The organism is Sphingomonas sp. Root710 (assembly GCF_001429065.1).
Taxonomy (GTDB): Bacteria; Pseudomonadota; Alphaproteobacteria; order Sphingomonadales; family Sphingomonadaceae; genus Rhizorhabdus.
This window is the reverse complement of sequence record NZ_LMIB01000012.1, coordinates 699,019-724,522: the sequence shown is the minus strand read 5'-3', so window position 1 is coordinate 724,522 and position 25,504 is coordinate 699,019. Positions and strand designations below refer to the sequence as shown.

General features: G+C 67.6%; 26 protein-coding genes. 13 read left to right on the top strand and 13 right to left on the bottom strand.

Features of this window, described 5'->3' with window-relative positions; all coding sequences use genetic code 11:
• Positions 1-65: 65 nt before the first annotated feature.
• Positions 66-797 carry an HPP family protein gene (locus ASE00_RS13345; RefSeq protein WP_235538662.1) on the top strand — a complete coding sequence of 244 codons (732 nt, stop codon included), beginning with the start codon at positions 66-68 and terminating at the stop codon, positions 795-797.
• Positions 798-931: 134 nt separating this feature from the next.
• Here the strand turns inward: ASE00_RS13345 and rbfA are convergent, their stop codons facing one another.
• Genes rbfA through rimP form a run of 6 tightly spaced genes read right to left on the bottom strand, consistent with a single transcriptional unit; the run spans position 932 to position 7,056 of the window.
• The gene (rbfA, locus tag ASE00_RS13340; RefSeq protein ID WP_056380986.1) at positions 932-1,330 is read right to left on the bottom strand and encodes a 30S ribosome-binding factor RbfA; all 399 of its coding nucleotides are present in this window, start codon (positions 1,328-1,330) and stop codon (positions 932-934) included.
• Positions 1,331-1,388: 58 nt separating this feature from the next.
• Positions 1,389-3,941 carry a translation initiation factor IF-2 gene (gene infB / locus ASE00_RS13335; protein ID WP_056380985.1) on the bottom strand — a complete coding sequence of 851 codons (2,553 nt, stop codon included), beginning with the start codon at positions 3,939-3,941 and terminating at the stop codon, positions 1,389-1,391.
• Positions 3,942-3,962: 21 nt separating this feature from the next.
• Positions 3,963-4,703, bottom strand: a complete 741-nt coding sequence (locus tag ASE00_RS13330; protein WP_082594672.1) for a DUF448 domain-containing protein — start codon at positions 4,701-4,703, stop codon at positions 3,963-3,965.
• On the bottom strand, positions 4,690-4,920 hold the full coding sequence (locus ASE00_RS13325; RefSeq protein ID WP_056380981.1) for a tautomerase family protein: 231 nt from the start codon (positions 4,918-4,920) through the stop codon (positions 4,690-4,692). Before ASE00_RS13325 ends, ASE00_RS13330 begins: the two co-directional genes overlap by 14 nt.
• A gap of 5 nt (positions 4,921-4,925) precedes the next feature.
• Complete coding sequence (nusA, locus tag ASE00_RS13320; protein ID WP_056380978.1) at positions 4,926-6,524, bottom strand: transcription termination factor NusA; 1,599 nt, start codon at positions 6,522-6,524, stop codon at positions 4,926-4,928.
• Between the two features lie 7 nt (positions 6,525-6,531).
• A complete protein-coding gene (rimP, locus tag ASE00_RS13315; RefSeq protein WP_056380976.1) occupies positions 6,532-7,056 on the bottom strand; it encodes a ribosome maturation protein RimP in 525 nt (174 codons plus the stop codon).
• 266 nt (positions 7,057-7,322) lie between these two features.
• On the opposite strand from rimP, the gene ASE00_RS13310 reads away from it, so the two are divergent.
• Both ASE00_RS13310 and ASE00_RS13305 read left to right on the top strand, forming a co-directional pair.
• Positions 7,323-7,625, top strand: coding sequence for a hypothetical protein (locus tag ASE00_RS13310; RefSeq protein WP_056380974.1), 303 nt, complete (start codon positions 7,323-7,325; stop codon positions 7,623-7,625).
• Positions 7,622-9,172 carry a methyl-accepting chemotaxis protein gene (locus ASE00_RS13305; RefSeq protein WP_056380972.1) on the top strand — a complete coding sequence of 517 codons (1,551 nt, stop codon included), beginning with the start codon at positions 7,622-7,624 and terminating at the stop codon, positions 9,170-9,172. Before ASE00_RS13310 ends, ASE00_RS13305 begins: the two co-directional genes overlap by 4 nt.
• Before the next feature lie 228 nt (positions 9,173-9,400).
• On the opposite strand, the gene hemA is transcribed toward ASE00_RS13305, so the two are convergent.
• Together hemA and murI are read right to left on the bottom strand one after the other, a co-directional pair.
• Positions 9,401-10,615 (bottom strand): 5-aminolevulinate synthase, encoded by a 1,215-nt coding sequence (gene hemA, locus ASE00_RS13300; RefSeq protein WP_056380970.1) that lies wholly within the window; start codon positions 10,613-10,615, stop codon positions 9,401-9,403.
• A gap of 116 nt (positions 10,616-10,731) precedes the next feature.
• Positions 10,732-11,526, bottom strand: coding sequence for a glutamate racemase (gene murI / locus ASE00_RS13295; protein ID WP_056380968.1), 795 nt, complete (start codon positions 11,524-11,526; stop codon positions 10,732-10,734).
• Positions 11,527-11,686: 160 nt separating this feature from the next.
• Between murI and plsY the strand changes: the two genes are divergently transcribed.
• The 6 genes from plsY (at position 11,687) to ASE00_RS23505 (ending at position 17,443) form a co-directional block, all read left to right on the top strand.
• The gene (gene plsY, locus ASE00_RS13290) at positions 11,687-12,274 is read left to right on the top strand and encodes a glycerol-3-phosphate 1-O-acyltransferase PlsY (protein ID WP_056380966.1); all 588 of its coding nucleotides are present in this window, start codon (positions 11,687-11,689) and stop codon (positions 12,272-12,274) included.
• Positions 12,274-13,374, top strand: a complete 1,101-nt coding sequence (gene dprA / locus ASE00_RS13285) for a DNA-processing protein DprA (protein WP_056380964.1) — start codon at positions 12,274-12,276, stop codon at positions 13,372-13,374. Before plsY ends, dprA begins: the two co-directional genes overlap by 1 nt.
• Positions 13,375-13,478: 104 nt before the next feature.
• Positions 13,479-13,898, top strand: coding sequence for a globin family protein (locus ASE00_RS13280; RefSeq protein ID WP_235538661.1), 420 nt, complete (start codon positions 13,479-13,481; stop codon positions 13,896-13,898).
• On the top strand, positions 13,895-14,668 hold the full coding sequence (locus ASE00_RS13275) for a methyl-accepting chemotaxis protein (RefSeq protein WP_056380962.1): 774 nt from the start codon (positions 13,895-13,897) through the stop codon (positions 14,666-14,668). Before ASE00_RS13280 ends, ASE00_RS13275 begins: the two co-directional genes overlap by 4 nt.
• Before the next feature lie 90 nt (positions 14,669-14,758).
• Positions 14,759-17,302, top strand: a complete 2,544-nt coding sequence (topA, locus tag ASE00_RS13270) for a type I DNA topoisomerase (protein WP_056380960.1) — start codon at positions 14,759-14,761, stop codon at positions 17,300-17,302.
• Positions 17,303-17,443, top strand: coding sequence for a hypothetical protein (locus tag ASE00_RS23505; protein WP_156405417.1), 141 nt, complete (start codon positions 17,303-17,305; stop codon positions 17,441-17,443).
• 107 nt (positions 17,444-17,550) lie between these two features.
• On the opposite strand, the gene trpS is transcribed toward ASE00_RS23505, so the two are convergent.
• Positions 17,551-18,546 (bottom strand): tryptophan--tRNA ligase, encoded by a 996-nt coding sequence (gene trpS / locus ASE00_RS13265; protein ID WP_056380958.1) that lies wholly within the window; start codon positions 18,544-18,546, stop codon positions 17,551-17,553.
• Positions 18,547-18,750: 204 nt separating this feature from the next.
• On the opposite strand from trpS, the gene ASE00_RS13260 reads away from it, so the two are divergent.
• The gene (locus ASE00_RS13260; protein WP_056380956.1) at positions 18,751-19,089 is read left to right on the top strand and encodes a hypothetical protein; all 339 of its coding nucleotides are present in this window, start codon (positions 18,751-18,753) and stop codon (positions 19,087-19,089) included.
• 4 nt (positions 19,090-19,093) lie between these two features.
• Here ASE00_RS13260 and murJ read toward each other — a convergent pair whose 3' ends face one another.
• Complete coding sequence (gene murJ, locus ASE00_RS13255) at positions 19,094-20,671, bottom strand: murein biosynthesis integral membrane protein MurJ (RefSeq protein WP_056380954.1); 1,578 nt, start codon at positions 20,669-20,671, stop codon at positions 19,094-19,096.
• 143 nt (positions 20,672-20,814) lie between these two features.
• Positions 20,815-21,315 (bottom strand): protein-export chaperone SecB, encoded by a 501-nt coding sequence (secB, locus tag ASE00_RS13250; protein ID WP_056380952.1) that lies wholly within the window; start codon positions 21,313-21,315, stop codon positions 20,815-20,817.
• Between the two features lie 228 nt (positions 21,316-21,543).
• Between secB and ASE00_RS13245 the strand changes: the two genes are divergently transcribed.
• Genes ASE00_RS13245 through ASE00_RS13235 form a run of 3 tightly spaced genes read left to right on the top strand, consistent with a single transcriptional unit; the run spans position 21,544 to position 23,985 of the window.
• Positions 21,544-22,194 carry a Tim44/TimA family putative adaptor protein gene (locus tag ASE00_RS13245; RefSeq protein WP_056380951.1) on the top strand — a complete coding sequence of 217 codons (651 nt, stop codon included), beginning with the start codon at positions 21,544-21,546 and terminating at the stop codon, positions 22,192-22,194.
• Complete coding sequence (locus tag ASE00_RS13240; RefSeq protein ID WP_056380949.1) at positions 22,191-23,441, top strand: murein transglycosylase A; 1,251 nt, start codon at positions 22,191-22,193, stop codon at positions 23,439-23,441. Before ASE00_RS13245 ends, ASE00_RS13240 begins: the two co-directional genes overlap by 4 nt.
• Positions 23,416-23,985, top strand: a complete 570-nt coding sequence (locus ASE00_RS13235; protein WP_056380947.1) for a Smr/MutS family protein — start codon at positions 23,416-23,418, stop codon at positions 23,983-23,985. The genes ASE00_RS13240 and ASE00_RS13235 overlap by 26 nt, the downstream gene beginning before the upstream one ends.
• On the opposite strand, the gene ASE00_RS13230 is transcribed toward ASE00_RS13235, so the two are convergent.
• Together ASE00_RS13230 and ASE00_RS13225 are read right to left on the bottom strand one after the other, a co-directional pair.
• A complete protein-coding gene (locus ASE00_RS13230; RefSeq protein WP_056380945.1) occupies positions 23,982-24,245 on the bottom strand; it encodes a hypothetical protein in 264 nt (87 codons plus the stop codon). The genes ASE00_RS13235 and ASE00_RS13230 overlap by 4 nt on opposite strands.
• 215 nt (positions 24,246-24,460) lie before the next feature.
• Positions 24,461-25,342, bottom strand: coding sequence for a hypothetical protein (locus ASE00_RS13225; protein WP_056380943.1), 882 nt, complete (start codon positions 25,340-25,342; stop codon positions 24,461-24,463).
• Positions 25,343-25,504: the final 162 nt, after the last annotated feature.

Sequence of the window (25,504 nt, the reverse complement as noted above, 5' to 3'; positions counted from 1 at the left end):
ATATTGGCGGCGGACAATCACATCTTTCTGGCGGCCGATCATCGCATCGGCGATAGCCGCTCGCGATGAAGATCATATCCGACGATACGCCGCGCGTCCGCTTCCGCTGGTCGCGCTACCACGCGATGATGATCGCCGTCCCTGCCGACAAGGCGGTGCGCGGCCGCCTGATATCGGGGCTGGGCGCGCTGATCGGCATCGCCGCGACCGGCTTGCTGGTCCGCAGCCTCGTCGATGCCGGCGCGCATATGCCGTTGCTGATCGCGCCGATCGGCGCGGCGGCGGTGCTGCTGTTCGCGGTGCCCGCCAGCCCCATGGCGCAGCCCTGGTCGGTGCTGGGCGGCAACATCGTCTCGGCGGTCGTAGGCGTCTCGGTGGCGCGGCTCGGGGCCGATCCGATGTTCGCCGCCGGGCTCGCGGTCGGCGGTGCCATCGTCGCCATGGCGCTCGCCGGCTGCCTCCACCCGCCGGGCGGCGCCGTCGCGCTCACCGCGGTCGTGGGCGGGCCCGCGATCCATGCGATGGGCTATGGCTTCGTGCTGGCCCCGGTCGGGATCGGCACGGTGTTGCTGCTCGCCATGGCCTGGGGCTTTCACCGCTTCTCGGGGCACAGCTATCCGCATGTTGCCAGGCCGCTCGCCGAGCCGGTCAGCACCGCCGACTTCTCGCGCGAGGACCTGATTAAGGCGATCGGGGATTATCCCGACCTGCTCGATGTCGATGTTGCCGATCTTGAAGAACTGCTCCACGCCGCGGAGCATAATGCCGTGGCGCGGCGATATCCGGTTAAGGCCTAAAAAATGCCGAAGACCGTTCATCCTGAGGAGCCACCGAGCTTGTCGAAGTGGCATCTCGAAGGAGCCGTCCTTCGATGCGGTCTTCGCCTTTGCTCAGCCCTTACTCAGGATGGGCGGGTTTGAGAGAACAGGCTTTAGCCTTCATCTCCGCCCAGATCGCGGGCAACGCCAGGCTGGCGCAGCAGCTTGTCGATATGGCTGCCCTCGTCGAAGCTCTCGTCGGCCAGGAATTTCAGCTTCGCGGCATATTTGGTGTTCACCCGCCGCGCCACCTCGCTCTGCAGATAGGCGGTGTTGGTGCGCAGCGCCTTGATCACCGCTTCCTCGTTGGAACCGAGCAGCGGCTTCACGAACACGGTGGCGTGCTTCAGATCGGGCGACATGCGCACTTCGGTCACCGAGACCATATGGCTGGCGAGCGTATCGTCATGCACGTCGCCGCGCATCAAGATATCCGACAGCGCATGGCGTACCTGCTCGCCGACGCGGAGCAGGCGGACCGACTTGCCTTCGGGGGTCTCGTTACGGCGCATGACGCAGCCTCTCAAAAGGGCGCGTCATCCCAGCACAGGCCGGGATGACGCCCTGTCCTTACAGCGTGCGTTCGCGCTCTTCGACCTCGAACGTCTCGACGATGTCGCCGGGTTTGATGTCGGTCGTGGATTCGAGCGTGATGCCGCATTCGAGGCCCGCGCGGACCTCGGGGACGTCGTCCTTGAAGCGGCGCAGCGACGAGATCGAGCCATTATAGATGATGACGTCGTCGCGCAGGATGCGGGCACGCAGCTTCTGACGAATATAGCCTTCGACCACGAGCAGACCGGCGGCCTTGCCATGCTTGCCCGCCGAGAAGACCTCGCGGATTTCGGCGCGGCCGACGACATGCTCCAGATATTCCGGACCGAGCTGGCCCGCCATCGCGGCGCGGATCTCGTCGAGCAGGTCGTAGATCACGTCATAATATTTGAGCGCGACCCCGTCCCGCGTGGCGATCTCGCGCGCCTTGGCGTTGGCGCGGACGTTGAAGCCGATGATCGGCGCCTTCGACGCGGCGGCCAGGCTGACGTCGCTCTCGGTGATGCCGCCGACGCCCGAGTGCAGGATGCGCACCTGGATGAGATCGGTCGAGATCTTGTTGAGCGAGCCGACGATCGCCTCGACCGAGCCCTGGGCATCGGCCTTGACCACCACCGGATATTGCTGCGCCTGCTTCTCGCGCAGTGCCGAGAACATCGATTCGAGGCTGGCCGGAGTCGCGGTGGTCCGTTTCTGCTGGATCACGCCGGCGCGATAGGCGGCGACCTCGCGGGCGCGCGCCTCATTCTCTACGACCGACAGCTGGTCGCCCGCGCTGGGCACGCCCGACAGGCCGAGCACCTCGACCGGCAGCGACGGACCCGCTTCCTTGACGTTGCGGCCCTTGTCGTCGACCAGCGCGCGGACCTTGCCGCTCTCCGCGCCGACGACGAAGATGTCGCCGACCCTGAGCGTGCCACGGTTGACCAGCACGGTCGCGACCGCGCCGCGGCCCTTGTCGAGCGTGGCTTCGACCACGGTGCCTTCGGCGGCGCGATCCGGATTGGCCTTGAGCTCGAGCAGTTCAGCCTGCAGCTCGATCTTCTCGATCAGCTCGTCGAGACCGGTCTTCTTGAGCGCCGAGACCTCAACCTCCTGCACGTCGCCGCCCATGCTTTCGACCTGGACGTCGTGCTGGAGCAGCGCCTCGCGGACGCGCTGGGCGTTGGAGCCGGGCTTGTCCATCTTGTTGATCGCGATGATCATCGGGACACCCGCCGCGCGGGTATGGCTGATCGCCTCGATCGTCTGCGGGCGCAGGCCGTCGTCGCCCGCCACCACGATCACGACGATGTCGGTGATGTTCGCGCCGCGCGCGCGCATGTCGCTGAACGCTTCGTGGCCCGGCGTGTCGAGGAAGGTGACCTTGGCGCCGCTCTTCACCTGCACCTGATAGGCGCCGATATGCTGGGTGATGCCACCAGCTTCGCCCGCGGCGACGTCGGTGCCGCGCAACGCGTCGAGCAGGCTGGTCTTGCCGTGGTCGACATGCCCCATGATCGTGACGACCGGCGGACGCGGCTGCAGCGTGTCGTCGGCGTCGACGTCATGCGTCGTCACCAGGTCGACGTCGCTGTCGGAGACGCGCTTGATGTTGTGGCCGAACTCGGTGACGAGCAGCTCGGCGGTATCCTGGTCGATCGCCTGGTTGACGGTGACGGGCATGCCCATCTTGAACAGCGCCTTGACCAGGTCCGCGCCGCGCTCGGCCATGCGGTTGGCCAGTTCGGCGACGGTGATCGTCTCGGGCACCGCGACATCGCGGACCTGCTTCTGCTGGACCGAGCCCGACTGATGGGCGCGGCGATCCTTCTCGCGCGAGCGCTTCAGTGCCGCGAGCGAGCGGGCGCGGGCGCCGCTGTCGTCGTCGAGCGCACGGGTGACGGTCAGCTTGCCCGACTGGCGGCGGTCGTCGCCCTTGCGGTCGCGCTGCTGCGGACGGCTCGGTTCGGGGCGCTTGGGGCTCGGAACCGGGGTGAAGCGGCGCGGAGGCGGCGGACCGTCGCTGCGTGCCTCGGGCGCCGGCGCAGCATCCGCCGGGGTCTCGGCCGCCGGGGTGGCGGCTGACTGGGGGGCGGGCTGGCTGGCGGGGGCAACGGCGGTGCGTTCGGCCTCCTCCTCGGCGCGGCGCTTCTCTTCGGCGCGGCGCTTCTCCTCCTCGCTGGCCTCGGCCTTGGCGCGCTCTTCGCGGCGGCGGGTCTCTTCGAGCGCGGCCATGCGCGCTTCCTCGGCCTCGCGCAGCAGGCGTTCCTGCTGCTCGCGGCGCTCGAGCGGCGTCATCGGCCGGGCGGCAGGGGCCGGCGTCGGTGCGGGCCGCGGCGCCACCGGCGCAGGGGCGGGCGCGGCCTTCACCGGTGCGGGCGCAGGCGCGGCAGCGGCAGGGGCGGCTTCCTCGACATGGGGTTCGGCTTCGCCGGGCCGTCCGAGCACGCGACGCCGCTTGACCTCGACCACGACGGTGTTCGAGCGGCCATGGCTGAAGCTCTGCTTCACCTGGCCGGTCTCGACCGTACGCTTCAGGCCCAGTGGCGCGCGCATTCCCAGTTTCGGCTTGTCGTTGTCACTCATCTGGTAACCGAACCCTTCACATCACAAATTTGTAGCGCCGATGGACCCTGCGGATCGACTCCGCAAGGCTGAAGCGCTTTCCGAACGTCCTATGAAGCCGCACCAGCGGCCCAAAGCGTCAGCGACGCGCACGGCGGAAGCCGGCACGGTCAGACCGATATGTACCACATTGTCCCGCCCTAGCGCCATCGACAATATGGTGCGCTCCGCCGGGATTACCACCCCGCGCAGGTCGCTTCCCTCCGCATCGCTGCCGACGCGCAGCGCCTGATCGAGCTTGCGGTTGCCGTCCTCGGCGGCGTCGGCGGCGTGGAGCAGCAGATGCAACTGCCCGCGCCGCGCCGCCTCGGCGATCTTGTCCGATCCGGTGAGCAGTGCGCCCGCGCGCGCCTCCAGCCCCAGCCGGTCGAGCGCAGCGCGGCGCAAGCCGTCCTCGATGCGGTCGGGCAAGTCGGCGGGAATGCTGAATTCGCCGCTCTTGAAGGCGCGGGCAAGCGCGCCCTTGAGCTTGCCCTTGGCGATCGCCTGTTCCAGCGCGGCGCGATCGACCCCGATCCAGGCGCCGCGTCCGCCCGCCTTGGCACGCAGGTCGGGCAACACCGTGCCGTCCGGCCCCAGCGCGAGGCGGATCAGGTCATCCCGTGCGCCATGTTCGGCAGACAGGATGCATTTGCGTTCGGGGACGTGCTTCTGCGGCCGGGGAGGGCGCTCCCCCCCGTCCATGTCCGGTGCTATCGGCGCGCGGTTCTCATCGTGTGCCATTCGCGGGAGCGACCTCCTGCGTGGCGGGTGCGGGGCGATCCGCGATCAGGATTCCCCCCGCACCGTAATTTTCGAGCGACAGCTCGGTGATGTTCACCTGCACCGCCGCCGCGGGCTTGCCGAGATGCACGCCCATCGACCGCGTCACATCGGCGACGATGGCGGCCTTCTGTTCGCGCGTGGCGGTGCCCGCGATACGGATGTCGATGAACGGCATCGGGATCAGGCCTCGTCGGTGAACCAGTGGGCGCGGGCGGCCATGATGATCTCGTTGCCCTGCTCCTCGCTCAGGCCATATTCGCCCAGCACGCCGGCCTTGTTCTCCTCGCGCTCGGCGCGCTCGGGGCGGTCCGGACGGTCGCTGTTCGGGCGGCGGCGCTGCTCGGCGCGCTTCTTCTGGATCAGCTCGTCGGTGGCGAGGTCGGCGAGGTCGTCGAGCGTCTTGATGCCCGCCTTGCCGAGGGTGACCAGCATCGCTTCGGTCAGATAGGGCAGTTCGGCCAGCGCGTCCTCGACGCCCAGGCCACGGCGCTCCTCGCGGGCGGCCTGTTCGCGGCGCTCCAGCGCTTCCTGCGCGCGGCTCTGCAGCTCGGCGCCCAGTTCCTCGTCGAAGCCCTCGATCGAGGCGAGCTCGTCGAGCTCGACATAGGCGACCTCTTCGAGCGCCCCGAAGCCTTCGGCGACCAGCAGCTGCGCCAGCGTCTCGTCGACATCGAGCTCGTTCTGGAACATCTCGCTGTTCTGGAGGAATTCCTTCTGGCGCTTCTCGCTGGCGTCGGCCTCGGTCAGAATGTCGATCGCCTTGCCGGTGAGCTGGCTGGCGAGACGGACATTCTGGCCGCGGCGGCCGATGGCGAGGCTGAGCTGATCGTCGGGGACGACCACCTCGATACGCTCTTCCTCTTCGTCGATGACGACGCGGGCGACCTGGGCGGGCTGCAGCGCGTTGACGACGAAGGTCGCGGTGTCGGGCGACCAGGGAATGATGTCGATCTTCTCGCCCTGCATCTCTTGGACCACCGCCTGGACGCGGCTGCCCTTCATGCCGACGCAGGCGCCGACCGGATCGATCGATCCGTCATGCGAGATGACGCCGATCTTGGCGCGGCTGCCCGGGTCGCGGGCGGCGGCCTTGATCTCGATGATGCCGTCGTAGATTTCGGGGACTTCCTGCGCGAACAGCTTCTTCATGAAGTCGGGGTGCGCGCGGCTCAGGAAGATCTGCGGCCCGCGATTCTCGCGGCGGACGTTTAGGATCAGCGAACGGACACGGTCCCCGACGCGGACGACTTCGCGCGGGATCTGCTGGTCGCGGCGGATGACGCCCTCGGCGCGGCCCAGATCGACGACGACATGGCCGAACTCGACGCGCTTGACGACGCCGGTGATGATCTCGCCCGCACGGTCCTTGAACTCGTCATATTGGCGCTCGCGCTCGGCATCGCGGACCTTCTGGAAGATCACCTGCTTGGCGGCCTGCGCCGCGATGCGGCCGAACTCGATCGGGGGCAGCGGATCGACGATGTAGTCGCCGACGACCGCACCCTTCTGGAGCTTCTGCGCGTCGCCCACCGAGACCTGCTTGAAATAGTCGTCGACCTGCTCGACCACCTCGACGACGCGCCACAGCCGCATGTCGCCGGTCTTGCCGTCGATCTTGGCGCGGATGTCGTTCTCGGCGCCATAGCGTGCCCGGGCGGCGCGCTGGATCGCGTCCTCCATCGCCTCGATCACGATCTCGCGGTCGATCAGCTTCTCGCGGGCGACGGCATCGGCGATGGCGAGCAACTCGGCGCGGTTGGCGGAAATGGCGGTGGCCATGACGAACTTATCCTTCCAGTTGAATCTTATCCGCGCCCTCTGTCGAGAGCGGGGCAGTGGCCTTGATGAGAGCGTCGGTCAGGATCAGCTTCGCGCCGGCGATCTGCGCCAGCGGGACCACCACCTCACCGAGTTTGTTTACACCGAGCGTGACCGAGTCGCCATCGCTGGAGACGATCCGCCCGTCGAACTGCTTGCGGCCGTCGAGGGGAGCGGCGAGCTTCACCCGCGCATCGAACCCCGCCCAGTCCTTCCAGTCGGGGACGCGAGTCAGTGGCCGGTCGATTCCCGGCGAGCTGACTTCGAGCCGATAGGCTTCCTCGATCGGGTCGAGTTCATCGAATTTGTCGGAAATCCGCCGCGACAGCGCCTCGCAGTCGCTGATGTCGAGCTGCCGCGTGTCGGGGCGCTCGGCCATCACCTGAAGCGTCGGATCGCTCTTGCCGCCGAAGAAGGCGACGCGCACGAGGGCGAGGCCCAGGGCCTCTGCCTCGGGTTCGATCAGCTTCGTCAGGGCGGCGATGTCCGCCATAATGCTCCAGTCCAAAAACGCAGCAGGTCATGCCCCGGAGGCTTCCGCCCCCGAGCCCGGCAAAGTTTCCAATGTCGAGAAGTAGCCGCGATATAGGCGAAGCTGCCGCACAGGGCAATATGCGATCGGCATCACGCCGTGACGTAAGCCGATGGTCGAATTTTCGGTTAACGTCCCTCCATTTCGGATCGGTTTTAGGAAAATCCTAACCATGTCAGTCCGATGGCGGGTCCATGAGCCGCGAAACATCATCGTCTCCATCGCACATGATGCCGCTTTTCGCGCAGCTTTTGCTGGCGCTGGCGGGGTTGGCTGCGTTCGCTTTCGCACCTCCCGCCAGCGGCGCGATTCTCCTCCTTCCGCTCACTGCGCAGGCGCGCGCCGATCTTCCCGGCATCGCCGTCCGCAGCGGGGCGCGGCTGATCGGGCAGGGCCCGGTCGCTGGATCGCTGGTGGTGCGGGGTGAACGCACGCGGTTGGGAGCGGCACTGCTGCGCCGGGGGATCGTGCCGATGGCCGCACCAGCGATGGTTTGCGGCGGAGCGGCTGCGCAGGAATCGCGGGCATGAAGATCGTCGAACTCAGCGAATTGCGGGCCCGGGGAATCAGGCTGATCGTCATCGTCAGCTGCTTCGTTGCGGTTCAGCTGTCGATCGGCGTCGCCTTCGGCCTGATTGCCGGCGGCTGGCCGCTGGTGGCGATGGCGCTGCTGCTGAACGTCGTGCCGGTGCATATGGCGCTGCGATCGCGCGACGACCTCGTCGCCCGGATGGTGATGGGCGTGCTCGCCGCCGCGGTACCCGCGATGCTCGTCTATGCGCTCCAGGGGCATCCCTGGCAGATGGACATGCACATGTATTTCTTCGTCTCGCTCGCGGCCCTCTCGCTGCTGTGCGACTGGCGGCCGATGCTGCTCGCGGCGGGGCTGATCGCGCTCCACCACCTGCTGCTGGATTATCTCGCGCCCGAATGGGTGTTCACCGGCACAGGCAATTTCGGCCGGGTGATGGTGCACGCCGTCGCGGTCATCCTCGAATTCGCCGCGCTCGCGCTGATGACCCGCCGGCTGAAGCTGCTGCTGATCGCGCAAGGCATGGCCCGCATCGCCAGCGAGACGACGGCGAGCGATGCCGAATCGGCGATGGTCGAGGCGCGCGCGGCGCAGGCCCGAGCGGAGCGCGCTTTGGCATCGGCCGCAGAGGCGGACCGGCGTGCGGCTGCCGAGCGTGAGCTGCGCGAGGATGGCGAACGCATCGCCGCCGCCGCCCGCTCGAAGGAATTGCTCGCGCTGGCGGAACAATTCGAAAGCTCGGTGCATGTCGTGGTCAGCTCAGTCGGCGGTGCCGCGACCCAGCTCGAGGCCGCGTCGGTCGCGCTTCAGGAACTCGCCAATGACAGCGGCCGGCAGAGCGCCGCCGTAGCCGAGCGCGCCGATGGCGCCAGCCGCGCCGCGCGGGAAGTCGCGGGCAGCGTCGCCGAACTGTCGCGCTCGATCGCCGGGATCGCCGCGCGGATCGACCAACAGGCCGAGCTCAGCGCGCGGGCGCGCACCAATTCGGCGACCGGCGACCAGGCGGTGCGCACGCTGGCGGGGCGGGCGACCGACATTGGCGAGTTCACCGGGCGGATACAGGCGATCGCCTCGCACACCAACCTTCTCGCGCTCAACGCGACGATCGAAGCCGCCCGGGCGGGCGAGGCGGGACAGGGCTTCGCCGTCGTCGCGACCGAGGTGAAGAGCCTCGCCGGACAGGCCGCACGCGCCACCGCCGAGATCACCGCGCTGATCGATGGCGTCCATGCGGGCGCGCAGGTCGCCGAAGGCTCGCTCAACGACGTGTCGCGCGTGGTCGAGGAACTCGCCGATGCCGCCAGCAGCATCCGCGCCATGCTTGCCGAACAGCGCAGCACCGCGCAGCGCCTGGAAGACAATGCCCGCCATACCGCTTCGGGCGCGGACGACATGGCCGACCGCATCGTCAAGGTCGCGTCGGTCGCGAACGAGGCGGGCCAACTCTCCAGCCAGGTCCGCGGCGCCGCGGGGGACCTGCTCAGCCACGCGCTAACGCTGGAAGACGTGACCAAGACCTTCGTGAACCGCCTCAAGACGGGTTAAAGGTAGCTCACACTACGCCAATCCAACGGTGAGATCAGCGTCGGGACGCGTAGCGTCCCGCAAGGATCGTAGCCGGTTCGCGGACTGCCGGGGGCAGTCCGTAGGCGGAGATCGGCTCGCGAGGCGAGCTGTGGCGGCCGCCCGAGCTTATGCGAGGAAAGCCAAGTGCGCGGATGCGCACGCCGGCGCCTGAGGCTAAAACAAAAACCAGCAGCTTGAGCCTCCGGCTCAAGCCGCCAGCTTCATCTCCATCCGGCTCCAGATTTCGACGAGCGCCTGGGTCAGCTCGCGCATCATCGCCTCGTCATGCGCAGGGCCGGGGGTGAAGCGCAGCCGCTCGGTGCCGCGCGGCACGGTCGGATAGTTGATCGGCTGGACATAGACGCCATATTCGGCGAGCAGGATGTCCGAGACCTTCTTGGCCTTCACCGGATCGCCGACCATCAGCGGCACGATGTGCGTCGCGGTCTCCATCACCGGCAGGCCGGCTTCGGCGAACATGCGCTTGAGCGTCGCGGCGGCGGCCTGCTGGCCGTCACGCTCTTCCGACGACGCCTTGAGATGCTTCACGCTGGCGAGCGCACCCGCGACAAGCACCGGTGATAGCGAGGTGGTGAAGATGAAACCGGGCGCATAGCTGCGGATCACGTCGATGATCATCTGGTCGGCCGCGATATAGCCGCCCATCACGCCGAACGCCTTGCCCAGCGTGCCTTCGATAACGGTGATCCGGCTCGCGGCCTCGTCGCGGTCCGAAATGCCGCCGCCGCGCGGACCGTACATGCCGACCGCATGGACCTCGTCGAGATAGGTCAGCGCATTATATTTGTCGGCCAGGTCGCAGATCGCGTGCAGCGGCGCGACGTCGCCGTCCATCGAATAGACGCTCTCGAAGGCAATCAGCTTGGGGGCTTCCGGGTCCGCCGCGGCCAGCAGCTCTTCGAGATGCTCGAGGTCGTTGTGGCGGAAGACCTGCTTCTCGCAACCCGAATTGCGGATGCCCGCGATCATCGAGGCGTGGTTGAGTTCGTCCGAGAAGATGATGCAGCCGGGCAGCACCTTGGCGAGGGTCGACAGCGTCGCCTCGTTCGAGACATAGCCCGAGGTGAACAGCAGCGCGCCTTCCTTGCCGTGCAGGTCGGCCAGCTCGGCTTCGAGATCGACATGATAATGGGTGTTGCCGCCAATATTGCGGGTGCCGCCCGATCCCGCGCCGACATCGTGGAGCGCTTCCTCCATCGCCGCGATCACCTTGGGATGCTGCCCCATGGCGAGATAGTCGTTCGAGCACCAGACGGTGACCGGCTTCGGCCCGTTATGGCCCGCGAAGCAGCGCGCATTGGGGAACATCCCCTTATTGCGCAGGATGTCGATGAAGACCCGGTAACGCCCTTCGGCATGGAGGCGATCGATCGCCTGGGTAAAAACGCGATTATAGTCCAAGAGCCCTGCTCCCACCGCCCCGCTTTGCCAAGGGGCTGAATCGGGCGCCTTTTACGGCCAATGGCGGGCAAAAGCCAGTGCGAACGATTCGCTGATTCGACGATGGTCGAACGCCGTCAGAGAATCGAGATGCGGTCGAGGCCGCGCGACGCCAGCCCGGCGCGCAGTGGCTCGGCGATCTCCAGCGGTGCGGTGAAGACCGCTTCGCCGCCGGGCGCGCCGGGCCAGTCCTGGCCTTCGGTCAGATAAGCGATTCGGCGCGCGATGCCCGGTCCGCCATCGACGAAATCGAGCGGGCGTGGCGAGGCGGCAGCCAGCTCGTCCGCCACCAGCGGGAAATGGGTGCAGGCGAGCACGATCGTATCGATGCGGTCGCCGCCCGGCTGGCCGAGCAGGCCATCGAGCACCGCCCGGTAATCGGCGATATCGGTCGGCTCGCCGCGCAGCTTGGCTTCGGCCAGCTCGACGAGTCGCGCCGATCCGTGGCGCAGCACGATACAGTCGCCGGCGAAGCGGGCGGAAAGATCGTCGACATAGGGCTGGCGCACCGTCGCGTCGGTTCCGAGGACGCCGATCGCGCGGCTCCTGGATTGCAGCGCGGCGGGCTTGATCGCGGGAACCGTGCCCACCACCGGCAGGTCGAGCGCCGCGCGCACCGCCCCCAGCGCGATCGTGGATGCGGTGTTGCAGGCGATCACCACGAGCCGCGGACGATGGCGCTCGACGAGCCGCCCGAGCAATGCCGGCACACGCGCTGCGATCTCCGCCTCGCTGCGGACGCCATAGGGGAAGCCGCCATTGTCGGCGACATAGACATAGGATGCCTGCGGCAACAGCTTGGCGGTCGGCGCGAGGACCGACAGGCCGCCTACCCCGGAATCGAACATCAGGATCGGGCGATCATCGGCCATCACATGCCACTTAGGGCGCGGCAACGGGGATCGCAACCAGCCCTCCCCGGCTGGCTATGCCAACTTGTGCCGTGTCCGTAACTTTCTGTGCGGTTGTGCGTGTTGCCAAGCGATTATCAGGGCTTATGGTGCGCCCGCTGTCTGGGAGCATGCTTTCGTCATGGTTACGCTGACCACCGCTGTCCTGCTGACCGGCGCCTATCTGCTGGGGTCGATACCGTTCGGGGTCGTGCTGACCCGGCTAGGCGGCGCGGGCGATCTGCGCCAGATTGGTTCGGGCAATATCGGCGCGACCAACGTGTTGCGGACCGGGCGCAAGGGGCTGGCGGCGGCGACGCTGTTGCTTGATGGCGGCAAGGGCGCGGCGGCGGTGCTGCTGGCGCAACTGGTGCAGCCGGATGTCGCCCTGTGGGCGGGCGCTGCGGCCTTTCTCGGCCATCTCTATCCGGTCTGGCTCAAATTCCGTGGCGGTAAGGGCGTGGCGACGATGCTCGGGGTTTCGCTCGCGGCTTGGTGGCCGGCGGGCATCGCCTTCGCGGTCGTCTGGCTGGGCATGCTGGCGCTGACCCGGCGCTCCTCCGCCGGCGGCCTGTCGGGGGCGATCGCTGCGCCGGTCGCGGCGGCGGTGGGGGGCGAGCCGAACACGGTGCTGGTGCTGCTCGGAATGGCGCTGTTGGTCGTCTGGAAGCATCGCGACAACATCGCCCGGCTCATCGACGGCACCGAGCCTAAGGTCGGACAGCGATAATCCCCGCGCCGGCACCGAGCCCGGCCGAGCGTCTCGCCCGGCTGCGGCTGATCCGCACCCCGCGCATCGGGCCGGTCGCCTATATCCATCTCGTCCGTCGCTTCGGCAGCGCGTCCCATGCGATCGAGGCACTGCCCGGCCTCGCCTTTCGCGGGGGCGGCCCCGCGCCGGCACTGTTTCCGGCCGCGGCGGCGGAGGCCGAACTCGCGCGCGTCGAGGCGCTGGGCGCGACAATGCTGTTTCGCGGTAGCGACGGTTATCCGCACCTGCTCGACCAGATCGAGGCCGCACCGCCCGTCCTGACCGTCATGGGTGATCGGACGTTGCTCGACCGGCAGGCGGTATCGATCGTCGGCGCGCGCAATGCCAGCGGCGCGGCGGTCCGCTTCGCGCGGATGCTCGCGCATGATCTGGCGGCGCAGGGCATGCTGGTCGTCTCCGGTCTGGCGCGCGGAATCGACACCGCCGCGCACGCCGGATCGATCGATGCGGGCACGGCGGCGGTGATCGCGGGCGGCATCGATATCACCTATCCGCCGGAAAACGCCGCACTCCAGCGCGATATCGCCGGACGCGGCCTGCTGATCGCCGAACAGCCGCCGGGCACCCAGCCGCACGCCCGCCACTTCCCCTATCGCAATCGGATCATCGCCGGATTGGCGATGGGCACCGTGGTCGTCGAAGCCGCGCCCAAGTCGGGCTCGCTGATCACCGCGCGCCTCGCCGCCGAGTTTGGACGCGAGGTGATGGCGGTGCCGGGCTCGCCGCTCGACCCGCGCGCTCAGGGGTGTAACCTGCTGATCCGCGAGGGCGCGACGCTGGTCCAGTCCGCCGCCGATATCGCCGAGGCACTGGCGCCGATCGGCGGCGTGGCAGGGCGATCCGAATCCTACCGCCAGGAACCCGCGCCCGATGCCGACGCCGATGATGGTGCGCGGCGGGCGATCCTCGATCTGCTCGGTCCCGTGCCGTTGCCGGTCGATGAACTGATCCGGCAAAGCGATGTGGCGTCGCCGATCGTCCAGACGGTGCTGCTCGAACTCGAATTGGCCGGGCGGATCGAACGGCATGCGGGCGGACGGGTCAGTCTCGCGGCTTAGCGGCGGCCGTTCGACCATTGTCTAATAATCCGATGATTACTCATCCGTAACATTAACCGGCGCTTATTTCCCATTGTTCCAAAACGGATCAATTCGTCGGGAGGATGTTCGTGACGCCGGATCAGATCGCACTCGTCAAATCGACCTTCGTTTATGCCATTCCGATCAGTGACGCGGTGGCGACCGATTTTTACGATCGGCTGTTCGCTCAATGCCCGCATCTGCGCGCGATGTTCGCCAAGGACATGGCGGCGCAGCGACAGAAGCTGATGCTCACCCTCACCGCCATCGTCACCGATCTCGACAATCTCGACCGGCTCGTGCCGATGGTGACCGAACTGGCTCGTCGCCATGTCGGCTATGGGGTGCGCGACGAACATTATGCCCCGGTCGCCACCGCGTTGATCGAGACGCTCCGCCAGGCGCTCGGCGCGCGCTTCACCCCGGCGGTCGAAGCGGCCTGGGGCGCGGCTTATGGCGTGCTTTCCAATGCGATGATCCAGGCCGTGAGAATGGCCGCGTGACCACGCCGCCGTCCCTCGACGAGCTGATCGACACCGCGCAGTCGCTAGAGGCGATTGCGCAGGCGCTCGCGACGCTCGCCGCGGACGTCGGCAAGCAGGCGGCCGAAGCGACCCGGCTTGCCCGGCGTTCGGCCGAGGAAGCGCTGCAGACTCGCGAACTGGCAGCACGGATGGTCGAGCAGGCGAGCCTGATCGACGCCCATCTCCATGTTCAGCAATCGGTGATCAGCGCAACGCGCGGCGCGGCGCAGGAGGGGGCCGAGGCGCTGGGTCGGCTGACAGGATCGGCAGCAAGCATCGGCAATATCTCGATGATGATCGGCGGGATCGCCCGGCAGAGCCGCCTGCTGGCGCTCAACGCCCGGATAGAGGCGGCGCGGGCGGGCGAGGCGGGGCGCGGCTTTGCCGTTGTCGCTGGCGAGGTACGCGACCTGTCCGAGCAGACGGCCGGCGCGACTCGCGACATCGATGGCCGGACGGAGACGCTGCGCCGGGAGATGGAGGAGATCATCGGCCTGTTCCAGGGCAATAGCGGCCGGGCTGACGACGCCTGGACGCTGGTTCAGGAAGTCGTTGACGCCAGCGCCAGCCAATGCGCGGCGGCGGATGGCGCGTGCAGCCATAGCACCGAAGCCGTTCGGCATGCCGAGGAGGCGACCGCGATCGTCGGCAAGCTCGCCACCGCTGCGTCGGCGGCAGGCATGATCGCGCAGCAGATCGTCGCGTCTTCCTCCGTGCTTGCTAGCCAGGCGCGCTCGCTCGCCGCCTGAGCGGTCTTGACCGCGGCCTCTTGACGACCCTCCCCGGGGCTCTCCACCCTCGTACGTGTACATGCGCGTAAGAGGATGGCCGGAAACTCCATGAAGCTCGTTGTCGTCGAATCCCCCGCCAAGGCCAAAACCATCGAAAAATATCTGGGGCCGGGCCACCGCGTCCTCGCCTCCTACGGCCATGTCCGCGATCTGCCGGCCAAGGACGGCTCGGTCGATCCCGACAATGGCTTCGCGATGGAATGGGAGGCCTATGCCGACAAGACGAAACAGCTGAAGGCGATCGCCGACGAGGCGAAGGGTGCCGACACGCTTATCCTCGCCACCGATCCCGATCGCGAAGGAGAGGCGATCAGCTGGCATGTCCAAGAGGTGCTGAGGAAGCGCCGGGCGCTGCCCAAGGACGTCCAGCGCGTCACCTTCAACGCGATCACCAAGCCTGCGGTGCTCGAAGCCATGGCCAATCCGCGCGGGCTCGACGAGGATCTGATCGACGCCTATCGCGCTCGTCGCGCGCTCGACTATCTGGTCGGCTTCACCCTGTCGCCGGTGCTGTGGCGCAAGCTGCCCGGCGCGAAGTCGGCGGGCCGCGTCCAGTCTGTCGCGCTGCGCCTCGTCGTCGATCGCGAGCGCGAGATCGAACTGTTCAAGGCCCAGGAATATTGGTCGGTCGCCGCCGACATGGAACATGACGGCATCCCGTTCATCGCCCGGCTGGTGCGCTGGAAGGGGCAGAAGATCGAGCGGCTGTCGATCGGCAACGGCAAGGATGCCGACGCGGCCAAGGCCGATGTCGAGGCGGGCCGCTTCTCGGTCGCGACGGTCGAGACCAAGCCGCTCAGCCGCAATCCTCCCGCGCCCTTCACCACCTCGACCCTGCAGCAGGAGGCGGCGCGCAAGCTCGGCTTCTCGGCGAGCCACACGATGCGCATCGCCCAGGCGCTCTACGAGGATGGCGCGATCACCTATATGCGGACCGACGGCGTCCAGATGGACGGCAGCGCGATCGACGCCGCGCGGGGCGCGATCGCCAAGCGCTACGACGCGCATTATGTGCCCGACAAGCCGCGCCAGTACACCGCCAAGGCCAAAAACGCGCAGGAAGCGCATGAGGCGATCCGCCCGACCGACTTCTCCAAGGATCGCGCGGGCAGCGGCGACCACGCCCGGCTCTACGACCTGATCTTCAAGCGCGCGCTTGCCAGCCAGATGGCCTCGGCGCGGCTGGAGCGGACCACGGTCGATCTCGTCGACGGCACCGGCCAGCATGGCCTGCGCGCGACCGGACAGGTCGTCCTCTTCCCCGGCTATCTCGCGCTGTACGAGGAAGGTCGCGATGATGAGGGCGACGAGGAATCGCGCCGGCTGCCGCGCATCCGCGAAGGCGACACGCCCGCCAAGAAGGCTGTCACCGCCGAACAGCATTTCACCCAGCCGCCGCCGCGCTATTCGGAAGCCAGCCTGGTGAAGAAGATGGAAGAGCTCGGCATCGGGCGTCCTTCGACCTATGCTTCGGTGCTCCAGACGCTCAAGGACCGCGACTATGTCACGGTCGAGAAGAACCGCTTCACCCCGAATGAGAGCGGGCGGCTGGTCACCAGTTTCCTCGAACGCTTCTTCGAACGCTATGTCAGCTATGATTACACCGCCGGGCTGGAGGAAAGCCTTGACGACGTCTCTGGCGGCCGCGCCGGATGGCAGGCTGTGCTCGAGGCCTTCTGGAAGGACTTCAAGCCCAAGACCGTCGAGGTGATGGAGCAGAAGCCGTCGGACGTCACCAAGGCGCTCGACGAGTTCCTCGCCCCCTATCTCTTCCCCGACAAGGGCGACGGCACCGATCCACGCCTTTGCCCCGTATGCCAGGAAGGCAGCCTGTCGCTGCGCGGCGGCAAGTTCGGCGCGTTCATCGCCTGCTCCAACTATCCCGAGTGCAAATATACCCGCCGGTTCGCGCAGGCCGGTGCGGCGGATGCGGGTGCCGATGCGGGCCCAGTAGTGATCGGCACCGATCCCGACACCGGCCTGGAAGTATCAAAGCGCTCGGGGCGTTTCGGCCCTTATATCCAGCTCGGCGACGGCAAGGATGCCAAGCGCTCGTCGATCCCTAAGGATATCCCCGGCGATGATCTCGATCTCGGCTGGGCGCTGAAGCTGCTGTCGCTGCCGCGCACCATCGGCCCGCACCCTGAGACCGGCAACCCGATCACCGCCTCGATCGGCCGCTTCGGCCCCTATCTCGCCCATGACGGCAAATATGCGCGGCTGGGATCGACCGCCGAGGTGTTCGAGACCGGCATGAACGCCGCCGTCGTCAAGCTCGCCGAAGCCGCCCAGGGCGGCGGGCGGCAGCGCGGCAGCACCGAACCGCTCAAGCGCTTCGGCGACAGCCCGGTCACGGCCAAGGAAGTGAAGCTGATGGCCGGTCGCTTCGGCCCCTACGTCACCGACGGCGTCACCAACGCGACCCTTCCGAAGACGGCGAATCCCGATGAGATGACGCTGGAGGCCGCGCTCGAACTGCTGGCGGCACGGGCGGCGAAGGGGCCTGCGAAGGGCAAGAAGCCCGCGAGGAAGGCTGCGGCCCCGAAGAAAACGGCTGCCCCGAAGAAGGCGGCGGCGAAGGCGAAGAAGTAGATGCCCCGCTCACATGATCAGCAGCGGATGGACAAAATAGCGGCCATGCAGCGGCTGACCGACGAGGCGTGTTCCAGCGGCTTCTACGATGGAACGATGGAAGACGTTCGAGCGGCAGCCAGAGCAAAAGCCAAGAAATAACCGTCACCCCAGCGAAGGCTGGGGTCCATGTCTCTCTTCAGGCAGATGGCGTTTGATGTGAAAGCAGACATGGACTCCAGCTTTCGCTGGAGTGACGACATAAGATGTTACAGCCCCATCGCCTTATACGCTGCCGCTAGCGTCGGCGCGGCCAGGGTGCGGGCCTTCTCCGCGCCCTTGGCCAGGATCGCGTCGAGTTCGTCCGGGTTCGCCTTGAGCGCCTTCAGCCGCTCCGCGATCGGGCCGAGCTTGGCCGCCAGCAATTCGCCCAGCGCGGGCTTGAACGCGCCGAAGCCCTGGCCGCCGAACTGAGCAAGCACCTCGGCCGGGGTCGCATCGGTCATCGCGGCATAGATTCCGACCAGATTGCGCGCCTCGGGGCGGCCTTCCAGCCCTTCCACCGTATCGGGCAGCGGTTCGGGATCGGTCTTCGCCTTGCGGACCTTCGACATGATCGTGTCGGCATCGTCGGTCAGGTTGATGCGGCTCATGTCCGACGGGTCGGACTTGGACATCTTCGCCGATCCGTCGCGCAACGACATCACCCGCGCGGCGGGGCCGCCAATCACCGGCTCGGGCAGGGTGAACACATCGACGTTGAAATCGGTGTTGAACTTGGTCGCGATGTCGCGCGCCAGCTCCAGATGCTGCTTCTGGTCCTCGCCCACCGGCACATGGGTGGTCTGATAGAGCAGCACGTCAGCGGCCTGGAGCACCGGATAGCCGTAAAGGCCGATTGACGCACCCTCGCGATTCTTGCCAGACTTCTCCTTGAACTGGGTCATCCGGTTCAGCCAGCCGATCCGCGCGGTGCCGTTGAGCAGCCAGCACAGTTCGGCATGCGCGGTCACGTCGCGCTGGCGGAACAGCACCGCCTTGTCGGGATCGACCCCGCAGGCGACCAGCGCCGCCGCCATCTCGCGGATGTTCGCGGACAGCATGGCCGGGTCGTTATGCACCGTGATCGCGTGCAGGTCGGCCAGGAAGAACAGGCACTCGCCCTCGTCCTGCATCTGCACCCATCGCCGGATCGCGCCGAGATAGTTGCCGAGATGCAGGTTGCCGGTGGGCTGGATGCCCGAGACTGTGCGCTTGTGGGTCATGATGCCGGGCTTTTGCGGCGGGGGGCTGGGCAGGTCAAGCGGCAGACCAAAAGCCGCCGATGTTTACCGGACATGGTTAAGGCGGGTGTAAACAATGTTGAACTCGGTACCGCCCTTAGACCAAAGGCTTAGAAAGGTGATCTTCGTCACTGGAGCGCGCCGCCGCGGGTGCGCATAGATGTTCCATCAACACGGAGCAGACCGATGTCGACGAATGACACCACAAACCGACCGGGCCTTTTCAAGCCCGCTTTGCTGTTCGCCGCCGCGGCGGCGCTGGTGGCTCTCTCGACCCGCGCTCCCGCGCAGGAACTCTCGCCCGCCCCCCGCGCCTATGCCGGTGAGGCGAAGGTCCGCATCCGCGGCGTCGGCGCGGCCGGTCTCGACGCGGTTGCCTTCGCCGACTGGATGGCGGTGCATCGCGACATCCGCTCCCTCCGCAGCGCAGCCCTGTTCGTTCAGGCCGATGCCAATCGCGATAGCCGCGTCTCGCCGGTCGAACTCAAGGATCTTCTCGTCAGCCTCGGTGACGGCGACGCCTGATCCGTCAGCGTTTGCGCCGCAGCTGCGCCTTGAGGCCGCTCACCGAATAGGCTCCCAGCCCGAACACCAGCCCGAAATAGACGACCGCCGCCGCGACGATCATCGCCGATAGCGCGGCGCAGCGTTCGATCAGGCTACGGCCCGCCCAGGGGTCGATCCACGGATTGAGCAAGAACAGCACCGCAGCCATCGCCAGCGTCGCGGCGATCAAGCGGATGCCGGTTCGTTTCAGCCGGTCATCGATTGCGAAATGGTCGCGGCGGCGCAGCGTCAGATATAGCAGGCCCGCATTCACCCAGGCGGCGACCGCGGTCGACAGCGCCAGCCCGATATGCGCGAGCTGCCAGATCAGCGCGAGATTGAGGCCGAGATTGACCAGCATCGCCAGCATCGCGATCCGCACCGGCGTCCTGGTGTCCGAGCGCGCGTAAAAGCCCGGGGTCAGCACCTTGATCAGCACATAGGCGGGCAGGCCGAGCGAGAAGGCGGCGAGCGCGCGTGCGGTGGCGATGGTGTCCTCGGCGGTGAACACGCCGTGCTGCAGCAGGCCGCGGATCAGCGGGGTCGCGGACACCATCAGCGCGGCGGTGGCGGGCAGGGTGAGCAGCAGGACGAGCTCGATCGCGCGGTTCTGCGTGTCGAGCGCGGCCTTCGCATCGCCACCGCCCAGCTGGCGCGACAGGCTGGGCAGCATCGCGGTGCCGACGCCGATGCCGATCAGCCCGAGCGGAAGCTGGTTCAGCCGGTCGGCATAATAGAGATAGGATACCGATCCCTCGGGGAGGAAGCGGGCGGCGAGGGTGGTCGAGATCAGCAGGTTGAACTGGACCGCGCCCGCGCCGATCGCGGCGGGGCCGATCAACGCCAGCAGCCGCTTCACCTCGGGGCTCAGCCGGGGCAGGCGGACGCGCAGCCGCACCCCCGCTTGCCAACAGGCGAGGACCAGCCAGGCGAGCTGCATCACCCCCGACACCGTAACCGCGATCGCCTGGGTCCGCGCGGTATCGACGTCGCTAGGCCCGCGGAAGAACAGCAGCCCGGCGATCAGGCATATGTTGAGCAGGACGGGGGCGGCGGCGTTGACCCAGAAGCGGTTGAGCGAATTGAGGATTCCGCCCAGCAGCGACACGATCGAGATCAGCATCAGATAGGGAAAGGTGATCCGCGTATATTCGGTCGCGAGCGCGAATTTCTCGGGGCCGCCATCGGGAAAGCCGCCGGTCATCGCCCAGACGATCGGGCCCGCCGCCAGCATCATGATCAGCGTGAAGACGATCAGGACGGGCAGCAGCACCGACAGCACGTCCTCGGCGAAGCGCAGCGCGATGGCGAGGCCCTCGCCCGGCCTGTCGGCCTCGGCTTCGGCGACGGTGCGGTTGAACATCGGCACGAAGGCGGCCGAGAAAGCACCCTCGGCGAACAGTGCGCGGAACAGGTTCGGCAGCCGCCAGGCGATCAGGAAGGCGTCCGACGCGAAGCCCGCGCCGACGAAGCGCGCCATCAGCATGTCGCGCACGAAACCCAGGATGCGGCTGACCAGCGTCAGCCCGCCGATCGTCGCGCTGGCGCGGATCAGGGACATATCAGTCGCCTGTCATCTATCAACCAACCGTCATCCCCGCGCAGGCGGGGATCCATATTCTCTGAAGCTCGAACCTCTTGCGGTTCGGAGGTTATGGATTCTCGCCTCCGCGGGAATGACGAATGTTGATGCGGCATTTGCCCTCAGGCTTCGCCCGCCGGCTGGGCCTCGGCCAGCTGTTGCTGCTGCTCGGCCTGCTGCAGGTAGAGCGCGCCGAAGTCGATCGGTTCGAGCACCAGCGACGGGAAGTTGCCGTCGCGAATCGCGTCGGCCACGACGCGGCGGGCATAGGGGAAGAGCAGGCGCGGTGCTTCGGCCAGCAGGAAGGGCGGCAGATGCTCTTCGGGCACGTTGCGGATGCCGAACAGGCCGGCATAGACCAGCTCGACGGCATAGGCGGTCATGTCGCCCTGAGTCGCCTTCACCTCGATCTTCAGCGCGACTTCATAGACATCCTCGCCCGCCTGCTGCGATCCGATGTTGAACTGGACGTCGATCTTCGGCTGCTCGGGGGCCTGGTAGATGCCCGGCGCGCTGGGATTCTCGAAGGACATGTCCTTCACATATTGGGCGATCATCGCCACTTCGGGCAGATGGTCCTCGCCGTTGGTCAAGGTCTCGGCGGCGCCCGTTTCTTCGCTCATCTGTCTCGTTCCATCATCCCGTTGGGGCCGGGCCGATCGGGCGTTCCGCCCGCTCCCGGCAATGGGCCACGCGCCTAGCAGGCGGGGCGGAGCGGGGCAATGGCGGCCTTGCGCGGCGGGGCGATTGCATCTTTTTGGGGCGATGGCGGGCATGCTTCGCCGCCAGCCATTTGAATATCAGGCGCATTGCCCTTATGTTGGCGGTCTAGGCATGTGTTTGGAGGCCCGGTGACCACGATTGTCATTCTTGCGATGGTGTTCCTTTTCGTCGCGTTCCGGCTGTGGAGCGTGCTGGGCCGTCGTACCGGGCATGAACAGACGATCGCGCGTCCCGCCGAAGCCGCGCCCGCGCCGATCGGGGCGGGCCGCTCGCTGCCCGACGCATCGACCCCCGCCGCCCCCACGCGCGCCGCGCTGGTCGAATCGCGCGCCGAGGCCGGTGTCCGTGCCATCGCCGCCGCCGATGGCGGTTTCGACCCGGGCCAGTTCCTCGAAGGCGCGCGGTCGGCCTACCGGATGATCCTCGAAGCCTATTGGCGCGGCGATCAGGACGGCCTGCGCCGCCTGACCGACGACGACGTCTACGAGGCTTTCTCGGGCGCGATCGAGGAGCGTAAGGCCGCCGGCCAGGTGCTCGATAACCGCCTCGTCTCGATCGAGAATGCGGTGATCGAACAGGCGAAGCTCAGCGGCCAGACCGCGAGCGTCACCGTCCGCTTCGACGCCGATATCGCCGCCGTCACCCGCGACACCGATGGCAATGTCGTCGCCGGGTCGCTCACCGACGCGGTGCCGACGCACGACGTCTGGACGTTCAGCCGCAACGTCCGCACTGACGATCCCAACTGGACCCTGGTCGAAACCGACGAGGCCGCGTGATCACGCGTCTCGTCGCGGGGCTCGCCGGGCTGGCGATGCTCTCCGCCTGCGCCGTGGTCCCGACACCCGGCGCGTCCGACCATCCTGCCCCCCGCCATCATACGCCTAAGCCGGCGCCGCCTGCGCCGCCGCCGGTCGTCGAGGCACCACCGGCGCCCAAGCCCACCACCGCAGCGCAGGCGGGCGTCCTACCCGGGCCAGGCTTCGCCAGCTTCGGGGTCAATCCCGATGGCGCTCGCGCCGCGCTCGCCGCCTTCCGCCTGTCGTGCAACGCTCTGCAGCGCCGCACCGACACGAGCGGGCTGACCCAGGCGGGCGATTGGTCGCAGCCGTGCAGCCAGGCCGCCGCCTGGCCCGAAAGCGATGCCGCCAATTTCTTCGCCAATCAGCTCGCGGTGGTCCAGGTCGGCGACGGCAAGGCTTACGCCACCGGCTATTATGAGCCCGAGATCGCCGGATCGCGCACCCCCGCGCCCGGTTATGAGGTGCCGGTCTACAAGCGCCCGCCCGATCTGGTCGAAGGCGATCTCGGCGACTTCTACCCTGATCTCAAGGGCAAGAAGATTCGCGGCAAGGTCCAGGGCGGCAAGCTGATCCCCTATCCCGATCGCGGCCAGATCGAGGATGGCGCGCTCAAGAACATGAAGTTGGAGATCGGCTATGCCGCCGATCCGGTCGAGTTCTTCTTCCTCCAGGTGCAGGGCTCCGGGCGGCTGCGCCTGCCTGACGGTTCGGTGATGCGGATCGGCTATGACGGGCAGAATGGCCGCGACTATGTCGGCATCGGCAAGCTGATGCGCGACCGCGGGCTGCTCGGTCCCGGTCAGCTATCGATGCAGGGGGTAATGGCCTGGCTACGCGCGAACCCCGCCGAGGGCGACGCGATCATGCGCGAGAACAAGAGCTTCGTCTTCTTCCGCGAACTCACCGGGCCCGGCCCGATCGGCGCGATGAACGTCGCCGTCACCGGCCGTGTCACCGTCGCCGCCGATCCCGCCTTCGTGCCATTAGGCGCGCCGGTGCTGCTCCAGCTCGACCGGACCGAAGCGAACGGTCTGTGGGTCGCGCAGGACACCGGCGGCGCGATCAAGGGATCGAATCGCTTCGACACCTTCTGGGGCGCTGGCGACGACGCGCGCACCATCGCCGGGGGCATGAGCGGGCGCGGGCGCGCCTGGTTGCTCATTCCGCGCATCTCGGCGGCGCGGCTGGCGGAACCCGGTGGGCAGCCGGCGGCTCGATCCTGAGGAAAGCGCGCTCTGGCAGCGCGTGACCGCGACGGTCCGGCCGATCGCACGGAGGAAGGCAAAGGCGGTCGAAGCCGAAACCGACCCTGTAGCGCCGTCCTCCCCGCAACCATCGCCCAAGATTCGTGGCCGCGTGCCGCCGCTGCGCGTCCCCGCCGCGACCCCGCTCGCACAGCAGAAGCCGCTTGCCGACAGCCTTGACGGCGGCTGGGACCGGCGGCTGCGGCGCGGTGTCACCCAGGTCGACTGGACGATCGATCTCCATGGCCACACGCTCGACAGCGCCCGGCGGCTGCTCGACAACGCGCTCGATCAGGCGCTGGCCGAAGGGGTGCGGGTCATCTTGCTGATCACCGGCAAGCCGCCGCGTGACAATGACCGGGGCGATGACGGCCGCCCCCGGCGCGGGCTTATCCGCGCGTCGATTGGCACCTGGCTCGAATCCTCGCGCCACGCCCCGCGCATCGCCGCCGTCCGCAACGCCCACCCCCGCCATGGCGGCAACGGCGCGCTCTACATCATCCTGCGGCGCGATCGGGGTTAGGGATTGTCCAGCGGCCACCGGGCGTGGCGGGCCTTGTCGCCCATCTCGATCAACTCCGCACTGGGCTTATTGCGACGGACGAGGTTCAGCCCCCTGTCGCGTTCGGTAACGTCTTCCCAGGCCTCGGCCCGATTCGGGCTGGCGCTCTCGTGATAGGCCTTCTCGCGAACCTTTTTCATCCGGCGCCACATCAGCACCATGGCGACAAAGGGGAAGGCGACCGCCCCGATGGTAAACAGGAGATGGAAAAAAGCCCCCATGACGATCCTCGCTGATCAACTGGATGCGGCTCTTATCCGGGAAACCGGCACATCGATCAACGCGAGGAAAAGGCGGCCATGCACCGCACAACGGTCCGACCACAGGAAAGGCCGTGCCGCCTCCAGACGACACGGCCTCCCCGGCCCCTTTTCCCTGCCAGAAGCAGGGACCGATGTATCGGCGCGGCGGTTGGGCACGCGCCGCACCGAACCGGTTAGTTGCTGTCGCGGCGGGCCGCCCGCGCTTCGGCGCGCTTCTCGCCCGAGGCGCGGCCCCGGGCCTGACCGTTTGCCTGGCCCTGCGACTTGGCGGTCTTCTTCACCTCGCCTTTGCCCATCGCCGAGACGAGGACATTGCCCGAGCCGTTGAAGTTGGCGGCGGGTAGGGTGGCGGTGGCGTCACCGACCTGCATCACCACCGATTCGATGGTGCCGCGCGCGGTGGAGTGGACGCTCTGAACGGTGCCGATCGCCCGCCCGCTCGCGTCCTGGACGATCATGCCGGGCGCCACGTCGAAACTACCCGCGGCATTCGCCGCGCTGCTGCCGGCGAGGGCCAGCTGGCCGAGACCGCCCGAGGCGGCGCCATTGGCGTTGCCCGAGGCTGAACCCGACGCGCTGCCGGCGAGTGAACCCGCCTGATCTGCTGCCGATCCCGCCGCCGAAGCTGCGCCGTTCACCGCGCCGCGCGCCGTGGAGGCGGCACCGCCGACCGCGCCGCGCACCGCATCGGTGCCGACCAGTTGCGCATCGGCATTGCCGCTCGCCGAACCGGTCGCGCCAGCGGTCACGCCATTGACCGCGCTGCCGACGCTGCCGGTCGCGCTGCCATTGCCCGAGACCTTGCCGCTGCGGCGGTCGGCGCGCGCCGAACCGGTTGCGGAGCCGGCGCCATTCACCGTGCCGCGCACGCTGTCGCCCAGGCCACCGCCAAGATTGCCGGCGCCGCCGAGGCTACCGCCCAGGCCGCCGCCGATCCCGCCGACCATGCCGCCGAGACCACCACCAAGGCCGCCACCGCCGCCCAGGAGCTGGGCCGAAGCGGGAGCGGTCATGATCGCCAGCGCCGCAGCGCCGCTCAGAAGAAATTTGTTCATCGCTCTCATCCTTTCCAGTGGGCGGCATTTTGTGCCGCTCCATGAAGCAACGGGAGGCGATGTGGTTTTCATCCCGAAAGTGCGAAAATTTTTATTCCGACTATTTTTCAATAGGTTCGTCATCCTGAACTTGTTTCAGGATCCACTCTTCAACGGGAGAGC